Annotated in this window: 17 protein-coding genes; 16 read left to right on the top strand and 1 reads right to left on the bottom strand. The window is 71.2% G+C overall.

Annotated elements, in window-relative coordinates; translation table 11 throughout:
• Positions 1 to 72 precede the first annotated feature (72 nt).
• From ABZT74_RS23205 to ABZT74_RS23145, 13 genes are all read left to right on the top strand, one after another.
• Positions 73 to 1,692 carry an AAA family ATPase gene (locus ABZT74_RS23205; protein WP_356437720.1) on the top strand — a complete coding sequence of 540 codons (1,620 nt, stop codon included), beginning with the start codon at positions 73 to 75 and terminating at the stop codon, positions 1,690 to 1,692.
• Between the two features lie 239 nt (positions 1,693 to 1,931).
• Positions 1,932 to 2,312: a TadE/TadG family type IV pilus assembly protein gene (locus ABZT74_RS23200; RefSeq protein ID WP_356437717.1), complete on the top strand. Its 381-nt coding sequence runs from the start codon at positions 1,932 to 1,934 to the stop codon at positions 2,310 to 2,312.
• A gap of 18 nt (positions 2,313 to 2,330) precedes the next feature.
• Entirely contained in the window at positions 2,331 to 3,671 is a 1,341-nt protein-coding gene (locus tag ABZT74_RS23195) for a CpaF family protein (protein WP_356437714.1), read from the top strand.
• Between the two features lie 28 nt (positions 3,672 to 3,699).
• Positions 3,700 to 4,641 (top strand): type II secretion system F family protein, encoded by a 942-nt coding sequence (locus tag ABZT74_RS23190; RefSeq protein ID WP_356166312.1) that lies wholly within the window; start codon positions 3,700 to 3,702, stop codon positions 4,639 to 4,641.
• A 13-nt stretch (positions 4,642 to 4,654) separates the two neighbouring features.
• The gene (locus tag ABZT74_RS23185) at positions 4,655 to 5,545 is read left to right on the top strand and encodes a DUF5936 domain-containing protein (protein WP_081219137.1); all 891 of its coding nucleotides are present in this window, start codon (positions 4,655 to 4,657) and stop codon (positions 5,543 to 5,545) included.
• Positions 5,545 to 6,924, top strand: coding sequence for a histidine kinase (locus ABZT74_RS23180; protein ID WP_356166309.1), 1,380 nt, complete (start codon positions 5,545 to 5,547; stop codon positions 6,922 to 6,924). Before ABZT74_RS23185 ends, ABZT74_RS23180 begins: the two co-directional genes overlap by 1 nt.
• Entirely contained in the window at positions 6,917 to 7,648 is a 732-nt protein-coding gene (locus ABZT74_RS23175; protein ID WP_356437711.1) for a response regulator transcription factor, read from the top strand. Before ABZT74_RS23180 ends, ABZT74_RS23175 begins: the two co-directional genes overlap by 8 nt.
• Positions 7,649 to 7,750: 102 nt before the next feature.
• A complete protein-coding gene (locus ABZT74_RS23170; RefSeq protein ID WP_356437708.1) occupies positions 7,751 to 7,954 on the top strand; it encodes a hypothetical protein in 204 nt (67 codons plus the stop codon).
• A complete protein-coding gene (locus ABZT74_RS23165) occupies positions 7,951 to 8,562 on the top strand; it encodes a pilus assembly protein TadG-related protein (protein ID WP_356437849.1) in 612 nt (203 codons plus the stop codon). Before ABZT74_RS23170 ends, ABZT74_RS23165 begins: the two co-directional genes overlap by 4 nt.
• A 15-nt stretch (positions 8,563 to 8,577) precedes the next feature.
• The gene (locus ABZT74_RS23160; protein ID WP_356437705.1) at positions 8,578 to 9,168 is read left to right on the top strand and encodes a hypothetical protein; all 591 of its coding nucleotides are present in this window, start codon (positions 8,578 to 8,580) and stop codon (positions 9,166 to 9,168) included.
• A 2-nt stretch (positions 9,169 to 9,170) separates the two neighbouring features.
• The gene (locus tag ABZT74_RS23155; RefSeq protein WP_356437702.1) at positions 9,171 to 9,812 is read left to right on the top strand and encodes an OmpA family protein; all 642 of its coding nucleotides are present in this window, start codon (positions 9,171 to 9,173) and stop codon (positions 9,810 to 9,812) included.
• Positions 9,813 to 9,852: 40 nt separating this feature from the next.
• The gene (locus ABZT74_RS23150) at positions 9,853 to 10,728 is read left to right on the top strand and encodes an LLM class flavin-dependent oxidoreductase (RefSeq protein WP_356166300.1); all 876 of its coding nucleotides are present in this window, start codon (positions 9,853 to 9,855) and stop codon (positions 10,726 to 10,728) included.
• A gap of 78 nt (positions 10,729 to 10,806) precedes the next feature.
• Complete coding sequence (locus ABZT74_RS23145) at positions 10,807 to 11,574, top strand: class I SAM-dependent methyltransferase (RefSeq protein WP_356437699.1); 768 nt, start codon at positions 10,807 to 10,809, stop codon at positions 11,572 to 11,574.
• Positions 11,575 to 11,875: 301 nt separating this feature from the next.
• Here ABZT74_RS23145 and ABZT74_RS23140 read toward each other — a convergent pair whose 3' ends face one another.
• Complete coding sequence (locus ABZT74_RS23140; RefSeq protein ID WP_356437696.1) at positions 11,876 to 12,211, bottom strand: DUF192 domain-containing protein; 336 nt, start codon at positions 12,209 to 12,211, stop codon at positions 11,876 to 11,878.
• 733 nt (positions 12,212 to 12,944) lie between these two features.
• On the opposite strand from ABZT74_RS23140, the gene ABZT74_RS23135 reads away from it, so the two are divergent.
• From ABZT74_RS23135 to ABZT74_RS23125, 3 genes are all read left to right on the top strand, one after another.
• On the top strand, positions 12,945 to 13,718 hold the full coding sequence (locus tag ABZT74_RS23135; RefSeq protein WP_355865305.1) for an isoprenyl transferase: 774 nt from the start codon (positions 12,945 to 12,947) through the stop codon (positions 13,716 to 13,718).
• Between the two features lie 320 nt (positions 13,719 to 14,038).
• Complete coding sequence (locus ABZT74_RS23130; RefSeq protein ID WP_355865302.1) at positions 14,039 to 15,364, top strand: PhoH family protein; 1,326 nt, start codon at positions 14,039 to 14,041, stop codon at positions 15,362 to 15,364.
• A 410-nt stretch (positions 15,365 to 15,774) separates the two neighbouring features.
• The gene (locus ABZT74_RS23125) at positions 15,775 to 16,500 is read left to right on the top strand and encodes a transglycosylase SLT domain-containing protein (RefSeq protein WP_164372028.1); all 726 of its coding nucleotides are present in this window, start codon (positions 15,775 to 15,777) and stop codon (positions 16,498 to 16,500) included.
• Positions 16,501 to 16,517 lie beyond the last annotated feature (17 nt).

Below are 16,517 nucleotides of genomic sequence, written 5' to 3'. Positions count from 1 at the left end.
GCCGGCGCCGCGGACGCGCGCCGCACAGGCCCCGCGGCCCGGAGCGCGGCACGTCGACGAGGAGCTGGGCCGATGACCGTCCGCATCCTCTCCGCCGTCGGCGACATCGACTCGGCCCGCGCCCTCACCACCCTGCTGAGCCAGCTCGCCGACGCCGAGCCCGCCCCGCCGGTACCCGACTCCACGGCCCTCCTCGACACGCTGGCCCGGCTGGCCGCCGAGTCGCTGGACGAACTGCCCGAAGTGGTCCTCGTCCACGAACGCATCGGGCCCGTACCGGCGTTGGACCTGATCCGCGACCTGGTGATGCGCTTCCCCGCCGTCGGAGTCGTCCTCATCACCGCCGACACCAGCACCGGTGTCCTGACCGCCGCCATGGACTCCGGCGCCCGCGGCATCATCGGCCTGCCCCTCGGCTACGACGCCCTCGCCGAACGCGTCCAGGCCGCCGCCTCCTGGTCCGCCGGCATGCGCCGCCACCTGCACAGCGGCGCACCCGCCCTGTACACGGGCCCCGGCGGCACCGTCGTCACCGTGACCGGCGCCAAGGGCGGCGTCGGCGCGACCGTCACCGCCGTCCAACTCGCCCTCGCGGCACAGGCGTCCGGACGCGACGTCGCGCTGCTCGACCTGGACCTCCAGTCCGGCGACGTGGCGTCCTACCTCGACGTGCAGTTCCGCCGATCCGTGGCCGACCTCGCCGCCATCACCGACATCAACCCGCGCGTCCTCCAGGACGCCGTCTACACCCACGACAGCGGCGTCGCCCTGCTGCTCGCCCCCGCCGAGGGCGAACGCGGCGAGGAGGTCACCGACCGGGTGACCCGCCAGGTCCTCGGCGCCCTGCGCTCCCGGCACGACGTGGTGGTCGTCGACTGCGGCTCCCAGATGAACTCGGCCACCGCCGCCGCCGTCGAACTGGCCGACGTGGCGCTGCTCCTGGTCACCCCCGACGTCGTCGCCGTGCGTGCGGCCAAGCGGATGGTCCGTATGTGGGACCGCCTCCAGATCCGCAAGGCGGAGGAGACCACCACGGTCGTCAACCGCTTCGCCCGCGGTACGGAGATCCAGCCGTCCCTCGTCGAACGCGTCACCGGCACCAAGGTCGCCCGCGCCTGCGTCCCCGCCGCCTTCAAGGAACTCCAGGCCGTCGTCGACGCGGGCCGGCTCCAGGACCTGGACGCCCGCTCGACCGTCAAGCAGGCCCTGTGGGCGCTGGCGGGCGAACTGGGCCTCGTGGTCCCCCAGGAGGGCGGGGCCGGCGGCCGGCGGCGCAAGGCACCGGTGGCCGACCGGGGCGCGCTCAGCCTGCGCCGCCGGGGCGGCGACCGGGGAGCCGTCACCCTCGAGTTCGCGGGCATGTTCCCGCTGCTGCTCGTCGTCATGACGATCCTGTGGCAGTGCGTGCTGTACGGCTACTCGTACTCCCTCGCCGGGAACGCCGCCGACGAGGCGGCACGGGCCGCGACCGCCGCGTACGCGGTGAACGGCGACGTCGGCGGCGCCTGCGCTGCGGCGGGCAGCAGGCACCTCCCGGGCGCCTGGCAGGGCGCGGGCATCGGCTGCGCCCCGGCCGGCCCGGTCATGAAGGCCACCGTCGAGGTCGACGTGCCGCTGTTCTTCCCCGGCTTCGACGCGGGCTTCCACGTGAAGGGCACGGCGGGCGCGGCACTGGAAGGGGACGACGGATGAGGACGTTCCTGCGACGACGACCACGGATCCGGCTCGACCTCCGCCCCGGACTCCGAAGCGGGCAGTGCGCGCCGGGCGGTCCGGGCACGGCCCGCGCGCCGCGCGGTACCGGCCGACGCCGAGCCGGGATCGGCCGCGCGGCGGGCGCCCGCCGCTCCGGGCGGGGCCCCCGCGGCGCCGCAGCGTGCCAGGACAGGACCGCCGCCCCGGCGTCCCGCGCCACCCGTCGGACCCCCGCCGTGAGCGTGGCCCCGACCCCCGGCCACGGCCGGCGCACCCGCCGCCTCCGTGACGACCGGGGCGTCTCCATCCTGGAGTTCACCGGATTCCTGCCCATCCTGCTGCTCATCGGCATGGCGACGATCCAGCTCGGTCTCATCGGGTACGGCGCCAACCAGGCCGGCTCCGGGGCGCGGGCCGCAGCGCGCGTCGCCTCCCAGGGCGGCGACGGCGCCGCGGCCGGACAGGCCGCCGTCAGCGGCTGGCTCGACCCTCAGGTGGCACCCGCCCAGGGGGCCGACCTCACCACCGCGACGGTCACGGTCCACGTCCCCGGCCTCATCCCGCTGTTCGGCGGCTACGACCTGTCCCGCACGGCCACCATGCCCACCGACGACTGACCGGGAGGAGCCGACACCATGAGCCTGCGTTCCCGCATCGCGACCCCCGACGAGGGGGGACCCGCCCGTGAGGACGGACACCTCGTCGCCGTCTACCGCGCGAAACTCCTGGAGGAGATCGACCTCGCGGAGATGTCCAGCCTGGCCGCGGCCGAACGCCGCGTCCGCCTCGAACGCGTCCTCGGCCACATCATCAGCCGCGAGGGCCCGGTCCTCTCCTCCGCCGAACGCTCCCAGCTGATCCGCCGGGTCGTCGACGAGGCCCTCGGACTCGGCGTCCTCGAACCGCTCCTCGCCGACGCCTCGATCACCGAGATCATGGTCAACGGCCCCGACTCGATCTTCGTCGAGCGGGCCGGCCGCGTCGAACAGCTGCCGCTGCGCTTCGCGTCCAACGAACAGCTCATGCAGACCATCGAACGCATCGTCTCGACGGTCAACCGCCGCGTCGACGAGTCCAACCCGATGGTGGACGCCCGGCTGCCCACCGGCGAGCGCGTCAACGTCATCATCCCGCCGCTCGCCCTGACCGGCCCCACCCTCACCATCCGCCGCTTCCCCCGCGCCTACACGCTCCCCGAACTGATCGGCCTCGGCTCCCTCGACGAGCAGATGCTCATGCTCCTCGCCGCCTTCGTCCGGGCCCGCTTCAACGTCATCGTCAGCGGCGGCACCGGCAGCGGCAAGACCACCCTGCTGAACGCGCTCTCCGGACTGATCCCGTCCCACGAGCGCATCATCACCATCGAGGACTCCGCCGAACTCCAGCTCCAGCAGGAACACGTCATCCGCCTCGAATCGCGGCCCCCGAACGTGGAGGGCAAGGGCCAGATCACCATCCGCGACCTGGTCCGCAACTCCCTGCGCATGCGCCCCGACCGCATCATCGTCGGCGAGGTCCGCGGCGGCGAGACCCTCGACATGCTCCAGGCCATGTCGACCGGCCACGACGGCTCGCTCGCCACCGTCCACGCGAACTCGGCCGAGGACGCCCTGATGCGCCTGCAGACCCTCGGCTCCATGTCCGAGGTGCAGATCCCCTTCGAGGCGCTGAAGGACCAGATCAACTCCGCCGTCGAGGTCGTCGTCCAGCTCTCCCGTCACGCCGACGGCTCCCGCAAGGTCACCGAGATCGCCCTGCTCGTCTCGCACGGCCGCGAACAGTTCCGCGTCAGTCCCGTCACCCGGTTCGTGCCCCGCCCCGTGGGCCCCGACCGCGTCGTCCGGGGCCACTTCGAGCACCTCCCGCTGCCGCGCTCGGTCGCCGAGAAGCTGTACGTCGCCAACGAGCCGCTGCCGCCCGCCTTCGGCGTCACCGAGGCCATCGACGTCCTCACCACCCGGCAGGCCATCGGATGACCCCGCCCACCTCCGAAGGGAGGCTGCCATGAACGACCCCGCCCTCCTCGCCCTCGGCGGGACCGTCCTCGGCGGCACACTCGCCGTCGCCGGCGTGCACACGTACGCCTCGGGCCGCGCCCAGCGCCAGGCGCTCGTCGACCGCCTCTCCGGCGGCGGCCCGCTGCGCACCGCCGCCGGGCGGGTACGCCGCTTCGCGGGTGTCGACCGCAGGCTGCGCCGCACCCGGCTCGGCCGCGCGATCCACCTCCGCCTCTCCGCCACCGGACTCGACCTCACGGCGGGGGAGTTCTTCACCTACGTCGCCCTCGTCGTCGTCGCCCTCTGGCTGATCGCCGCCGCCTCCCTCGCCCCCTTCTTCGGCCCGATCGCCGCCGTCCTCGGCGTGTGGAGCGCGGCCGTCTTCCTCAACTGGCAACGCCAGAAGCGCATCGAGGCATTCATCAGCCAACTCCCCGACGTGGCACGCCTGCTGGCGAACGCCACCGCGGCAGGCCTCGCCCTGCGCACGGCACTCGCTATGGCGGCCGAGGAGCTGGAGGCCCCGGCCGGAGAGGAACTCGCCCACGTCGCCGACCAGTTGATGCTGGGCCGTACCATCGACGACGCGCTCGGCGAGCTGTCCGAGCGGTTGCCCTCCCGCGAGCTGATCGTCCTCGTCACCACGCTCGTCCTCGCCAACAAGGCGGGCGGCTCCGTGGTCAACTCCCTGCGCAACCTCACCCAGACCCTGGAGGACCGCAAGGAGACCCGGCGCGAGGTCCGCACCATGCTCTCTGAGGTCAACGCGACCGCCTTCACCGTCCCGTTCCTCGGCATCGGCTCGCTGGTCCTGATCAACTCCTCGAACGAGGGAGCCCTCGCCCGCGTCACCGGCTCCCCGCTCGGCCAGGGACTCGTCCTGCTGGCCCTCGGCCTCTACACCGTGGGCTTCTTCGTCATCCGCCGGCTCGGCAAGATCGAAGTGTGAGGGAGGGGTCACCATGCTGCCGCTGCTGCTCGCCGTCCTGATGGGCGCGGCCGTCGCCGGCGTCCTCCTGGGCGTCCGGATGATCCGCGCCGACGCCAAGCTCCCCAGCGACCTCCAGCTCGCCCTGGAGGTCGGCGGCACCCGTGTCTCCACGGCCGACTCGGCCGTCGACCGCCTCGGCATGCGCTTCGCGCCGACCGTGCTGCGCCTGATGGGCCCGCGCCGGGTGGACGCCAAGCGCCGCCGCATCGACATGGCGGGCAACCCCGGCGGCCTGACGCTCAACCGCTACGCGGCCCGCCGCGCGGTGTACGGCATCTTCGGCGTCGTCCTCGGTCTGGTCTTCCTCTCCAACGGCCAGCTCCTGTTCGCCGTGCTCACCCTGGCCTTCGGGCTGGTCGCCGCCGACGCCCTGATCTGGCAGGCGGTCCGCGAACGCAAGGACGTCATCGACCGCACCCTGCCCGACTTCCTGGACGTCCTCGCGGTCGTCGTCTCCGCCGGCCTCGGCTTCCGCCAGGCGCTCGACCGGGTCGCCGAGAAGTACGAGGGACCCTGGGCCGACGAACTGCGCATCACCCTGCGCCAGATGGACATGGGCGTCAGCCGCCGGCAGGCCTTCGACGAGCTGCGCAGGCGCAACTCCTCCGAGCAGGTCGCCCAGTTCGTCTCGGCCCTCCAGCAGGGCGAGGAACTCGGCTCACCGATCGCCGAGACCCTCATCCAGCTCGCCACCGACATGCGCCGCACCGACGCCCAGAACGCCCGCCGCCGGGCCGCCAAGACCATCCCCAAGGCGACGATGGTCACCCTCGTCTTCATGCTCCCCGCGACGATGATCCTCATCGCCACCGGCATGTTCCTGGGCTCGGGAACGAACTTCGGCTCGATCCTGGGGCGCTGATGAACGGCATCCTGCGCCGCCTCGCGAAGACCGCCGGCCCGCTCGGGCGCGGCTCGTTCCCCCGCACCGGACGAAGCCGCGCACGGGGCACCGGCTACCTCGCCGACGACGTCCCCGCACCCGGCGGCATCCGCCTCCAGCTCAACGCGCTCCAGGCGCTGTGCCGCCAGGCCTTCGGCGTCCGCCTCGCCGCCATCGCCGTCGGCGCGCCCTTCGCGATGACGAACGCGACGGACGGCCTCGCGCGCTACGCCGTCCTCGCCGCGGCCGTCCTCGGCGTCATGGGCTCCTACGCCATGCTCCGGGACTGGGACCGCTTCGGCCCCCGCCTCCTCGCCCACCCGAGTCTGATGGCGCTGGACCTCGGTTTCGGCGCGGTCCTGCTCCTCACCGCGTCCCCGGCCTCCCCCCTCGCCTACGCCACGGTCTGCACCCCGCTCCTCTCCGGCCTCCTCTACGGCTGGCGCGGCGCGGGCGTCTTCACCGGCCTCCAGTTCATCGTGCTCCTCACGGTGTTCCGGGCCTGGGAACACCGGCCCGGAGCCGGCGCCAACACCCTGCTCATCGCGGGCTTCTGCGTCGGCGCGGGCATCATCGGCGTCACCCTGCGCAACCTGATGTTCCGCTTCGGCACCGCGAGCCAGGCGCTGTCGGAGGCGACCAGCAGGCTCGCCGTCGCCGAGGCCGTCGAGTCGGAACGGGCGCGCCTGGCACGCGAGATGCACGACTCGGTGGCCAAGACCCTGCACGGCCTCGCGCTCGCCGCCGACGCCCTCGCCGGCTCCGCGGACGCCGCGGACCCGGAGGCACTGCGACGTCAGGCGACCGTCGTGGCCGGCGCCGCGCGGCGCGCCGCCACCGAGTCCCGCACCCTCCTGTCGGACCTGCGCCGCCACACCGACCTCACGGCCCCGGACACCGACCTCCTGCCCGAACTACGTTCCCTGGCAGCCGACTTCCAGACCCGGACCCGTATCCCCGTCTCCGTACGGCACCGGGGCAGCGCCCCGGTCCTGCCCTGCGCGGCGGCCCACCACGTCCTCGCGATCGTGTCCGAGGCCCTGGAGAACACCCACCGTCACGCCGGCGCGACCCGGGCCGCCGTCGAAGTGGGCGTCGCCGAGCACGAGTTCTCGGTGCGCGTGCAGGACGACGGAACGGGCCTCCCGGAGGCCGCCACCCCGGCCCTGCTCGCCACCTGGACGAGATCCGGCCATTTCGGCCTGCTCGGCATGACGGAGCGGGCCGCCTGCGTCGGGGGCCGGCTCGCGCTGGACCGGGCCCCGCAGGGAGGCGCCGAGATCCGCCTCACCGTTCCCCTCCGCGAGGCCGCACGCCTCGCTCCCCCCACCAACCAAGAGGAGGCCGCACATGCCTGACCAGGCACTTCCCGGCCCGCCCCTGCGCGTCCTCGTGGCCGACGACAATCCCGTCGTCCGGGCCGGACTGACCGCGCTGCTGGAGTCGCACCCCGACACCGTGGTGGTCGCGGCGGCCCGTGACGGCCAGGAGGCGCTGGCCTGCGCCCTGCGCCACACACCCGACGTGGTCCTCCTCGACGTCCGCATGCCCGGCACCGACGGCCTCACGGCCCTGCCCGAACTGACCAGGATCGCCCCGGTCATGATGCTCACCTACAGCCGTGAACCCGAGGTGGTGGCGGAGGCCCTACGCAAGGGCGCGGCGGGCTATCTCGTCCATGGCGAGTTCACGGCGGCCGAACTGATCTCCGCCGTACGGGACGTCCGCGACGGCCGCTCCGCTGTCCCGGATTCACTCGGAGTTTCCTACCAACCAGAGCCATTCTCTTCGCACCTGCAACCGTTTGTGGGACAGTCGTCGGAAGCTCGGCCCGCAGTGGTGGCGGGACTTCACCGCCGCGCCCCCAACCATCCGGATTTCGGCCTGAGTTCGAGGGAGGTGGAGGTGATGGACCTCATCGCCGCCGGCATGAACAACCGCCAGATCGCCGCCACCTGCTTCATCACCGAGAAGACCGTCAAGAATCACATCAACCGCATCTTCGCGAAGCTGCACAGTTCTTCGCGCAGCGAAGCGATCGCCCACTGGCTGGGCACGGCCCACGAGGGGTGGGGCCGATGACTCCCCGGCCCGGAAGTTGGGCCCCTGGGCCCACCCGGAGTAAGGGCCTTCTCACGTACGGTGCACGGGTCGTTAGTCGCGTCGGGTGGGAGGGCAGTGCCGATGAGCAGGTTCGCCATGTGGACACGAACCGTGATCTCCCGCATGCGGGACACGAACCGGGACGCGGGAGCGGGGTTCGTGGAGTACGCGGGATTGATGATCATCATCGCGGGGATCTTCACGTTGATCGACCAGTTGGGCCTCGACGGCCTGATCTCCGGTGCGATCGGCGACGCGGTGGACCGAGTGGTCGGCGGCGGCTGACCCCGCTCCTCCTCCGCGGTGATCGAGGGCAGACTCTCCCGATCTACATCTGGCTGACGGGGATTCTGCTCTTCGCCGCGTTCGCCTTCTTTGCCTTCGCCCAAGCAGCGTCCGCCCGCAATGGAGCTCAAACCGCGGCGGACGCTGCTGCGTTGGCTGCCGCGCAGGACGCCCGCGATGAACTGATGGACGGCCTTAAGGCCGCCGTGGGCCAGGACGACACCTGGCTGGACTGGCTGACGGGGCTCCAGGGACCGCAGGGAGCCGGAGCCACGGCAGCCGCTCAACAGTTGGCCTCCGAGAACGACTCGACCGTTGAGGGTGGCGCACAGCCCACGGTCTCGGACGGCTTTCCCGGCTACCGGGTGGGCATCCGGACCAACTACACCGTCGGCGACTCGATCATTCCCGGCACGGAGAGCAAGCACGCACAGGCGCACGCCGTGGCTGTCATCCAACCGCGTTGCGACTTCGCCCCGGACTCGGACCCCACGAAGCCCGTCGAGCTGGACTGCGACGGGCGGATCGTGAACATCGACCCCGGAGATTTCAATCCGGATGACCTGCCGGACGCGAATGTGCTGTTCTCAGTGCATCTGGCCGAGTGAGAGGAAGCCGTACCGATGGATCTCCGGCACGCCATGATGGGCCGCAGGGCAATGACCGCGGTGGCGATCACGACTGGGCTGCTCCTCACGGTGGCCGGCTGCGGTGGAAGCGGCGACGACGACAAGTCGCAGGAGAGTTCGCCCGCTTCGTCGCCCACCGCCAGCCAGGACGACGGCGGGAGCAAAGAGTCGTCGTCGCCCTCCGCGGACAAGGTTCTGGCGACGGCGAAGGACGGCGACATCACCGTCACCATCAATTCCGCCCAGCGCGATCAGGGCGGCTTTGTGACGGTGGCGGGGCAGGTCACCAACGGCGGAAGCAGTTCCTGGCTCGGCGCCGACTGGCAGAGCAATGAGACGGAGTTGGCGAGCAACGGCGGCTCTCTGTCGGGTGCGAGCCTTGTCGACGAGAAGGGCAAGAAGAAGTACCTCGTACTGCGGGACACCTCGGGTCGGTGCCTCTGCACGAAGTTCTCGCGGCTGAGGCCCGGGGACACGGCATCGTGGTTCGCGCAGTTCCCCGCTCCGCCGGACGGCACGGACACGGTCAGCTTCCAGGTCGGCGCCCTGCCCCCGACGTCCGTCGACCTCGCCGAGGGTGAGTAGCCATGGCCGCCACTCCTCGCAGCGCCCGTACCCTCACGGCTCTGGCAGTGCTGGCCACCCTCGTCTTTGCCGGGGGCCCCGCACACGCCGACGACGACCCCAGCGCCCCGCCCGGCAGCGTCACCACCTCCCCACCCCCCGACGTCGACGCCAACAGCCCCGGGCTCAAGCTCGCCGACGGTGCCACGCTCGCGGGTGCCAAGGTGCTGGACATCAAGTCGGTCGTGGAGGATCTGGGAGGCGAGGAGCGCAGGGAGGACACCAACGCGGACGTGACGTTCGCGCTCCAGGCGGAGGTCCTCTTCCCGAAGGACAGCTCGAAGCTGAACCCGGACGCCCAGTCCCGTATCCAGGCGATCGCGGACGAGATCAAGGCCCAGCACGCGACGACCGTCCGCGTCTTCGGCTTCACCGACAGCCTCGGCTCGTACGCGCACGGCCTGACGCTGTCCAAGAACCGCGCGGAGCAGGTCCACGACCGGCTGGCCGCCGCGCTCGGCTCGTCGGACACGGACATCACGTTCGAGGTGCGGGGCTACAGCGAGGACTACCCGATCGCCGACAACACCTCGGAGCAGGGCCGCCGCAAGAACCGGCGCGTGGAGGTGACCTTCCCGAGGGGTTCGGCCGGCGACAAGTCCTGAAAAGGTTGTCGGGGGAACGCGCGGTCGGTAGGAATGCGGGATGACCTCACTCGGTGTTGTCTTCCGGCCGCAACTGCCCCCCGAGCGGCTCCGTGCCGTGGCGCGTACGGCGGACGAAGCGGGGCTCGACGAACTGTGGCTGTGGGAGGACTGCTTCCTCGAAGGGGGCGTCTCCGCCGCGGCGGCCGCCCTCGCCTGGACCGAGCGCCTGAAGGTCGGCGTCGGCCTGCTCCCGGTCCCGCTGCGGAACGTCGCCGTGACGGCGATGGAAGCCGCCACGCTGCACCGGCTGTTCCCGGGACGCGTGGCCGTCGCGGTCGGCCACGGCGTCCAGGACTGGATGGAACAGGTCGGAGCACGCGCCGAGTCGCCCCTGACGCTGCTGCGCGAACATCTCGACGCGCTGCGCGCCCTGCTGCACGGCGAGCGCGTGTCGAGGCAGGGGCGCTACGTGAAGCTGGACGAGGTCGCCCTCGACTGGCCGCCCGCATCGGCACCCGAGGTCCTCACCGGCGCCACCGGCCCCCGGACACTCCGGCTCGCCGGGGAGGCCGCCGACGGCACCGTCCTCACCGCCTCGACCACCCTCGACGGGGTGCGGCACGCCCGAGGTCTCATCGAGGAGGGACGGAAGGCGGCCGGACGGACGGGTGGACGGCACCGGGTGATCGTCTATCTCCACGCCGCGACCGGACCCGACGCGACCGCCCGGCTGCGCGCCGAGATGGCCGCCAACGGCGAGGACCCCGTGCCGGGGCATGGCGTGGCGGGTGACGCGGAAGCCGTCGCCGAAGCCGTCCGGCGGGTGGCGGACGCGGGCGCCGACACCGTGGTCCTCCAGCCGACCGCCGACGAACCGGACCCCGAGGGCTTCGTCCGCTTCGCCGCCGAGCGGGTACGCCCCCTGGTCCCCTGAGCGCCTTCACCAGCCGCCGGCATGTCCGGGCGGCGAAAACCCGTCGCCGCCCGTCCTGCCCGTTGCGACAATGCGCCCATGAGCACCACACGCACCTTCGAGGACCTCGTCGCCGAGGCCGAGGCCGCGTCCGTCGACGGCTGGGACTTCTCCTGGTTCGAGGGGCGGGCCACCGAGGAGCGGCCCTCGTGGGGGTACGCGCGGGCGATGGGGGAGCGGCTGGGCCGTGCCCGGGCCGCCCTCGACATCCAGACGGGCGGCGGCGAAGTGCTCAACTCCGCCCCGACGCTGCCCGCGCTCACCGCCGCCACCGAGGGCTGGCCGCCGAACGTCCGCAAGGCGACCGCGCTGCTCCACCCCCGCGGTGCCGTGGTCGTCGCGTCCCCGGAGGAGGCGCCGCTGCCGTTCGCGGACGGTGCGTTCGATCTGGTGACGAGCCGGCACCCGGTGGAGACCCACTGGGAGGAGGTCGCCCGCGTGCTGTGTCCCGGCGGCACCTACTTCTCCCAGCAGGTCGGGCCGGCCAGTGTCTTCGAACTCGTCGAGTACTTCCTCGGCCCGCTGCCGGAGGAGGTCCGCGGCAGCCGGGACCCGGAGGTCGCCCGCGTCGCCGCCGAAGCCGCCGGGCTCGAAGTCGTCGACCTGCGCTCGGAGCGGCTGCGCATCGAGTTCCGTGACATCGGCGCCGTCGTGCACTTCCTGCGCAAGGTGATCTGGATGGTCCCCGGGTTCACGGTCGAGGCCCACCTGCCCCAACTACGCGCCCTGCACCGACAGATCGAGGCGCGGGGTCCGTTCGTCGCCCACAGCAGCCGCTTCCTGATCGAGGCACGCAAGCCGGACTAGGCCGCCGGACCGCGCGAGAAGAGGGGATCGCGACCCCCGCGCGAGGATTGACCGAAAACACCCCAATGAAGGGCACTCAGTATGAGATGACCGTCCGGATGGCGGACGAGGTGCGGGGTGGGTGCCGAGCGTCGGCCGGCGGATCTGCACAGGGTTTCCACATCGTTATCGAGAGTGGCTCGCCTGGGCTGTTCGCCTGACGTAAGTTCAGACCAAGGTAATTCGCGTGAGCAAAGCTGCGCGTGTGGCACCGCGCAGTGGAGGGGGCTGCGCGGTGCTGCCTTCGTGGAGTGACGTGACATCAGCCGTCCTGGACCACGACCCGTACCCCGCGTCGAACGCCCCACCGCTCCATCGCCCCGGCCTCCGCCTCCAGGACCGCCCGGGCTCGCGGTCGCGGCAGCCCCACTCGCCCCGGACGCATCGTGCGCACCGCCAGGACCCGTGACGTGCGGTCCAGATAGGCGACATCGATCGGGAACCGCATCCCCAGCGTGTGCACCGAGTTCGCCGGAGCCAGCAGCAGCGCCCCCTCGATCCCGTCGCGTCCGAGCAGTCCGCGCCGCCGGGCTCGCGCCGTCGCGGCCCGTTCCAGCGGCACCGGCTCGGACGTTCGCTCCGTCGTGAAGGTCGTCATGGCTGCGAAGGTAGCGACGGCGTCAAGGGAGTACGCCACACCCGTCACCCGCCCGGAGTACGTCGCCGCGCATCGGGGTGCTCCCCCTCAATCGGCTCCGAACCCATTGGATCTCCACCGATCCTCCGCGATTCCCTTTGAATCAGCTGGAATTCGGCCATGATCACGCCCGGAATCGATGGTTCCGCACTCATCGTGGCGTCGTCGGGCGACTCCGGAGAGTAGTTGTGGCACGCGGATGCACGCAGCATCACTTACGAAGGGTTATGGTGGAAACCCCCCCTCGGGCCGGTCCGTCTCCCCCCCACGGACCGGCCCGTTTTTTGTGCCCGCGTCGCCCCGCCCGGCGGGCGCCCCCGTGCGCCCCCGTGGCGAGGCGCCGGTGGATGCCGGGAAATTCGGTGACGCAGTGCCGCCCTGTGCGACGTTCCGTCCCCCACCTGCTCCCTCGCGCGAGTCCGGGCGTCCCCCGGGCGGTGGAACCCGGTCCCGGGCGCCGGCGTCCCGAACCTCCCGGCACGGCTTCCGGGGGTGGCGTCCGAACTCCCCCAAGGCCCCCGCCGCCGCAACTGGAGCGCACGGGTCCGCTCGCTCGCCCGCACTGTCAGGTCTCTGACACCCTTTGACGGAGCCCATGTTTCACGGGGGTAGGCTTCGCCCCGGGGGACCGCCATTTGGACAGGGACTGTGCTCGGGCGCGCCTGTCCCACCCGCACGGAGGGGCTGACAACACGTGACCTTGCGCGACAACCTGCGCCGTCTGCTGGTCAGGTTCTATGCACGCAGGGTGGAAGGCCACCTCGACCACGACCAGGTGCCCAAGCACATCGGGCTCATCATGGACGGCAACCGGCGCTGGGCGAAGGCGGCGGGTTCCACCACCGCCCAGGGCCACCGTGCCGGAGCCGACAAGATCGAGGAGTTCCTCGGCTGGTGCTCCGAGACGGACGTCGAGGTCGTCACCCTGTGGCTGCTCTCCACCGACAACTTCGACCGCCCGCAGGAGGAACTCGTTCCGCTGCTCGGCATCATCGAGGGCGTCGTGCGCACTCTCGCGGCCGACGGCCGCTGGCGGGTGCACCACGTCGGCACGCCGGACATCCTGCCCTCGCAGATGCAGTCGGCCCTCAAGGAGGCCGAGGAGACCACGGCTCACGTCGACGGGATAGTGGTCAATGTCGCCATCGGCTACGGCGGACGCCAGGAGATCGCGGACGCCGTCCGCGCGATGATCCTGGACGCCGACGACAAGGGCACCTCGATGGAGGAGCTGGCCGAGGCCGTCGACGTCGACCTGATCGGCAAGCACCTCTACACCGGTGCCCAGCCCGACCCCGACCTGGTGATCCGCACCAGCGGGGAACAGCGGCTGTCCGGCTTCATGCTCTGGCAGACGGCCCACTCCGAGTACTACTTCTGTGAAGTCTTCTGGCCGGCCTTCCGCAAGGTCGACTTCCTGCGCGCGCTGCGCGACTACGCGGCGCGACACCGGCGCTACGGCGGCTGATTTCCGGGGTCCCGCGATGAGGCGGTGGGGGCCCCGGGGCGCGTACGTCATCAGGAGTTAACGCACGCGCCGTCCGGTCCGGCTGCATGGCTTGGCGCGTTCGAGGGCATAACGCTTGCAGGTCGACGCCCGAACCACGGGTGTCGTATCTCAGCGGACGGCACGGGGCCGTCCGCCCGGGAGGCCCTTTGCACCAGCCCGACCGTGCGGTCAGTACGGACGAAGCGGAGGGCCGGTTTTCGGCCCGTGCATCGGTGCCCGAGACCGGTCCAGATCTCCTCCGTCGCTCCCCGACCTCATCCGAGGGGGTACGTCCTTCCGTGGTGACCAGCACAAAGCGCCGCACGCCTGACCGGCGCACCTATGTTCTCGACACCAGCGTCCTGCTGGCCGATCCCAACGCCCTGAGCCGCTTCGACGAGCATGAAGTGGTGCTCCCGATCGTCGTGGTCACGGAGCTGGAGGCCAAGCGGCACCATCCCGAACTCGGCTACTTCGCCCGGCAGGCACTGCGCCTGCTCGACGAGTTCCGGGTCCGGCACGGCCGCCTCGACTCCCCGATTCCGGTCGGGGAGCTCGGCGGGACCGTACGCGTCGAGCTCAACCACTCGGACCCCAGCGTCCTGCCCAGCGGGTATCGCCTGGGGGACAACGACTCCCGCATCCTCGCCGTCGCCCGTAATCTCCAGGCCGAGGGATTCGACGTCACCGTCGTCTCGAAGGACCTGCCGCTCAGGATCAAGGCCTCCTCCGTGGGCCTCCTCGCCGAGGAGTACCGCGCGGAGCTGGCCATCACGGGCTCCTCCGGCTGGACCGGAATGTCCGAACTGACCCTGCCGGGCGAACAGGTGGACATCCTCTTCGAGGAGGGGCACGTCTACGTCCCCGAAGCGGCCGACCTGCCCGTGCACACGGGCCTGACGATCCAGTCGGAGCGGGGCAAGGCCCTCGGCCGCGTCACCCCCGACGGCAACGTCCGGCTGGTGCGCGGCGACCGCGAGGCGTTCGGCATCAAGGGCCGCAGCGCGGAGCAGCGCATCGCGCTGGATCTGCTGCTCGACCCGGACATCGGGATCCTGTCGATGGGAGGCCGGGCCGGCACCGGCAAGTCCGCGCTCGCGCTCTGCGCGGGCCTGGAGGCCGTCCTCGAACGCCGCCAGCACCAGAAGGTGATGGTCTTCCGGCCGCTGTACGCGGTGGGCGGGCAGGAGCTCGGCTATCTGCCCGGATCCGAGTCCGAGAAGATGGGCCCCTGGGCCCAGGCGGTGTTCGACACGCTCTCCGCGGTCACCAGCCGCGAGGTCATCGAGGAGGTCACGGCGCGCGGCATGCTGGAGGTCCTGCCGCTCACGCACATCCGCGGACGCTCCCTGCACGACGCGTTCGTGATCGTGGACGAGGCCCAGTCCCTGGAACGGAACGTCCTGCTGACGGTCCTGTCCCGGATCGGCGCCAACTCCCGGGTCGTTCTGACCCACGATGTGGCGCAAAGGGACAATCTGCGGGTCGGGCGGTACGACGGAGTGGTCGCCGTCGTCGAGAAGTTGAAGGGCCACCCGCTCTTCGCGCACGTCACGCTGAATCGTTCGGAGAGGTCCCAGATTGCGGCACTCGTGACCGAAATGCTGGAGGACGGGCAGATCTGATCCCGACTGTCCCCACCTGGTCAAAGGGTGGTGGATACACGCTGGTTGGCGCCGTCCGGCAAAGGCGAAGGAGCCTAGCCGGGCGGCGTCCTGCTGCGCGCCCGTTTCCTGAAAACATCGGCCGCAAACGAGGTGTGAGCTTTCACACGCGACGGGGAATTGCCTTGCGGCATCTGGATACGGCTAGAGTCTCACTCCTGTCAGGCCCCGCATACGACACATCTGTACCCCCAGCGGTATGGCACCACCGGAACCTCAGAACTCCATAAAGCCGTCGTATGCCGCCCGTGCACCACGCGGCGCTCCCCGAGCGGGAGTTGCCCACCGGGCCCGTGCCTCCCGTGACCCCGCAGTTGGGAGGCCAGCGCCGAGGGGCACGATTGCGTCCGCGAGGGTCACCTAAGCGGGCGATGCTGGAAGGAAACCGTGTGAGCCGGATTTCGGTCCGGGGATTCGCAGTGGCTTCGGCCACCGCGGTCACCGCCGTTGGAAGCGTCGTCGGAGTTGCCTCGGGCAGCACCGCTCAGCCCTCGATCGACGCCGAGGCGACGGCTAGCGACTCGACCCTCCTCGCGGACATCCCCACGGGTCAGCAGGCCCAGGTGCAGACCGCGTCCCTGACGCAGCAGGCCGACGCGCAGGCCATCGCCGCGGACGCGAGCGCCAAGAAGGACGCGGAGGAATCCGCCCGCAAGCAGGCGGCCGACGACGCCGTGGCCAAGCAGAAGGCCGCGGAGAAGGCGGCGAAGGCCGAGAAGGAGGCCAAGGAGCGCAAGGAAGCGGCGGAGAAGGCCAGCCGTTCCGCGACGCGCGACGCGACCACCTTCAGCGTCCAGTCCTCGTACTCCGTCGCGCAGATCCAGGCGATGGCTCGCCAGATGGTGCCGAGCGGGCAGTTCCAGTGCTTCAGCAACATCGTGAACCACGAGTCCAGCTGGAACTACAAGGCGGTCAACGCCTCCTCCGGTGCCTACGGTCTCTTCCAGGCTCTGCCCGGTTCCAAGATGTCGTCCGTCGGTTCCGACTGGCAGACGAACCCGGCCACACAGATCAAGTGGGGCCTCAACTACATGAACGGCCGGTACGGCAGCCCCTGTGAGGCGTGGTCGTTCTGGCAGGCGAACAGCTGGTACTGAGTCCCCCGCTCCACGTC

It is taken from the genome of Streptomyces sp. NPDC005302 (assembly GCF_040607345.1).
Lineage (GTDB): Bacteria > Actinomycetota > Actinomycetes > Streptomycetales > Streptomycetaceae > Streptomyces.
The sequence above is the reverse complement of the archived record's forward strand: the minus strand, read 5'-3'. Positions and strand labels throughout refer to the sequence as shown.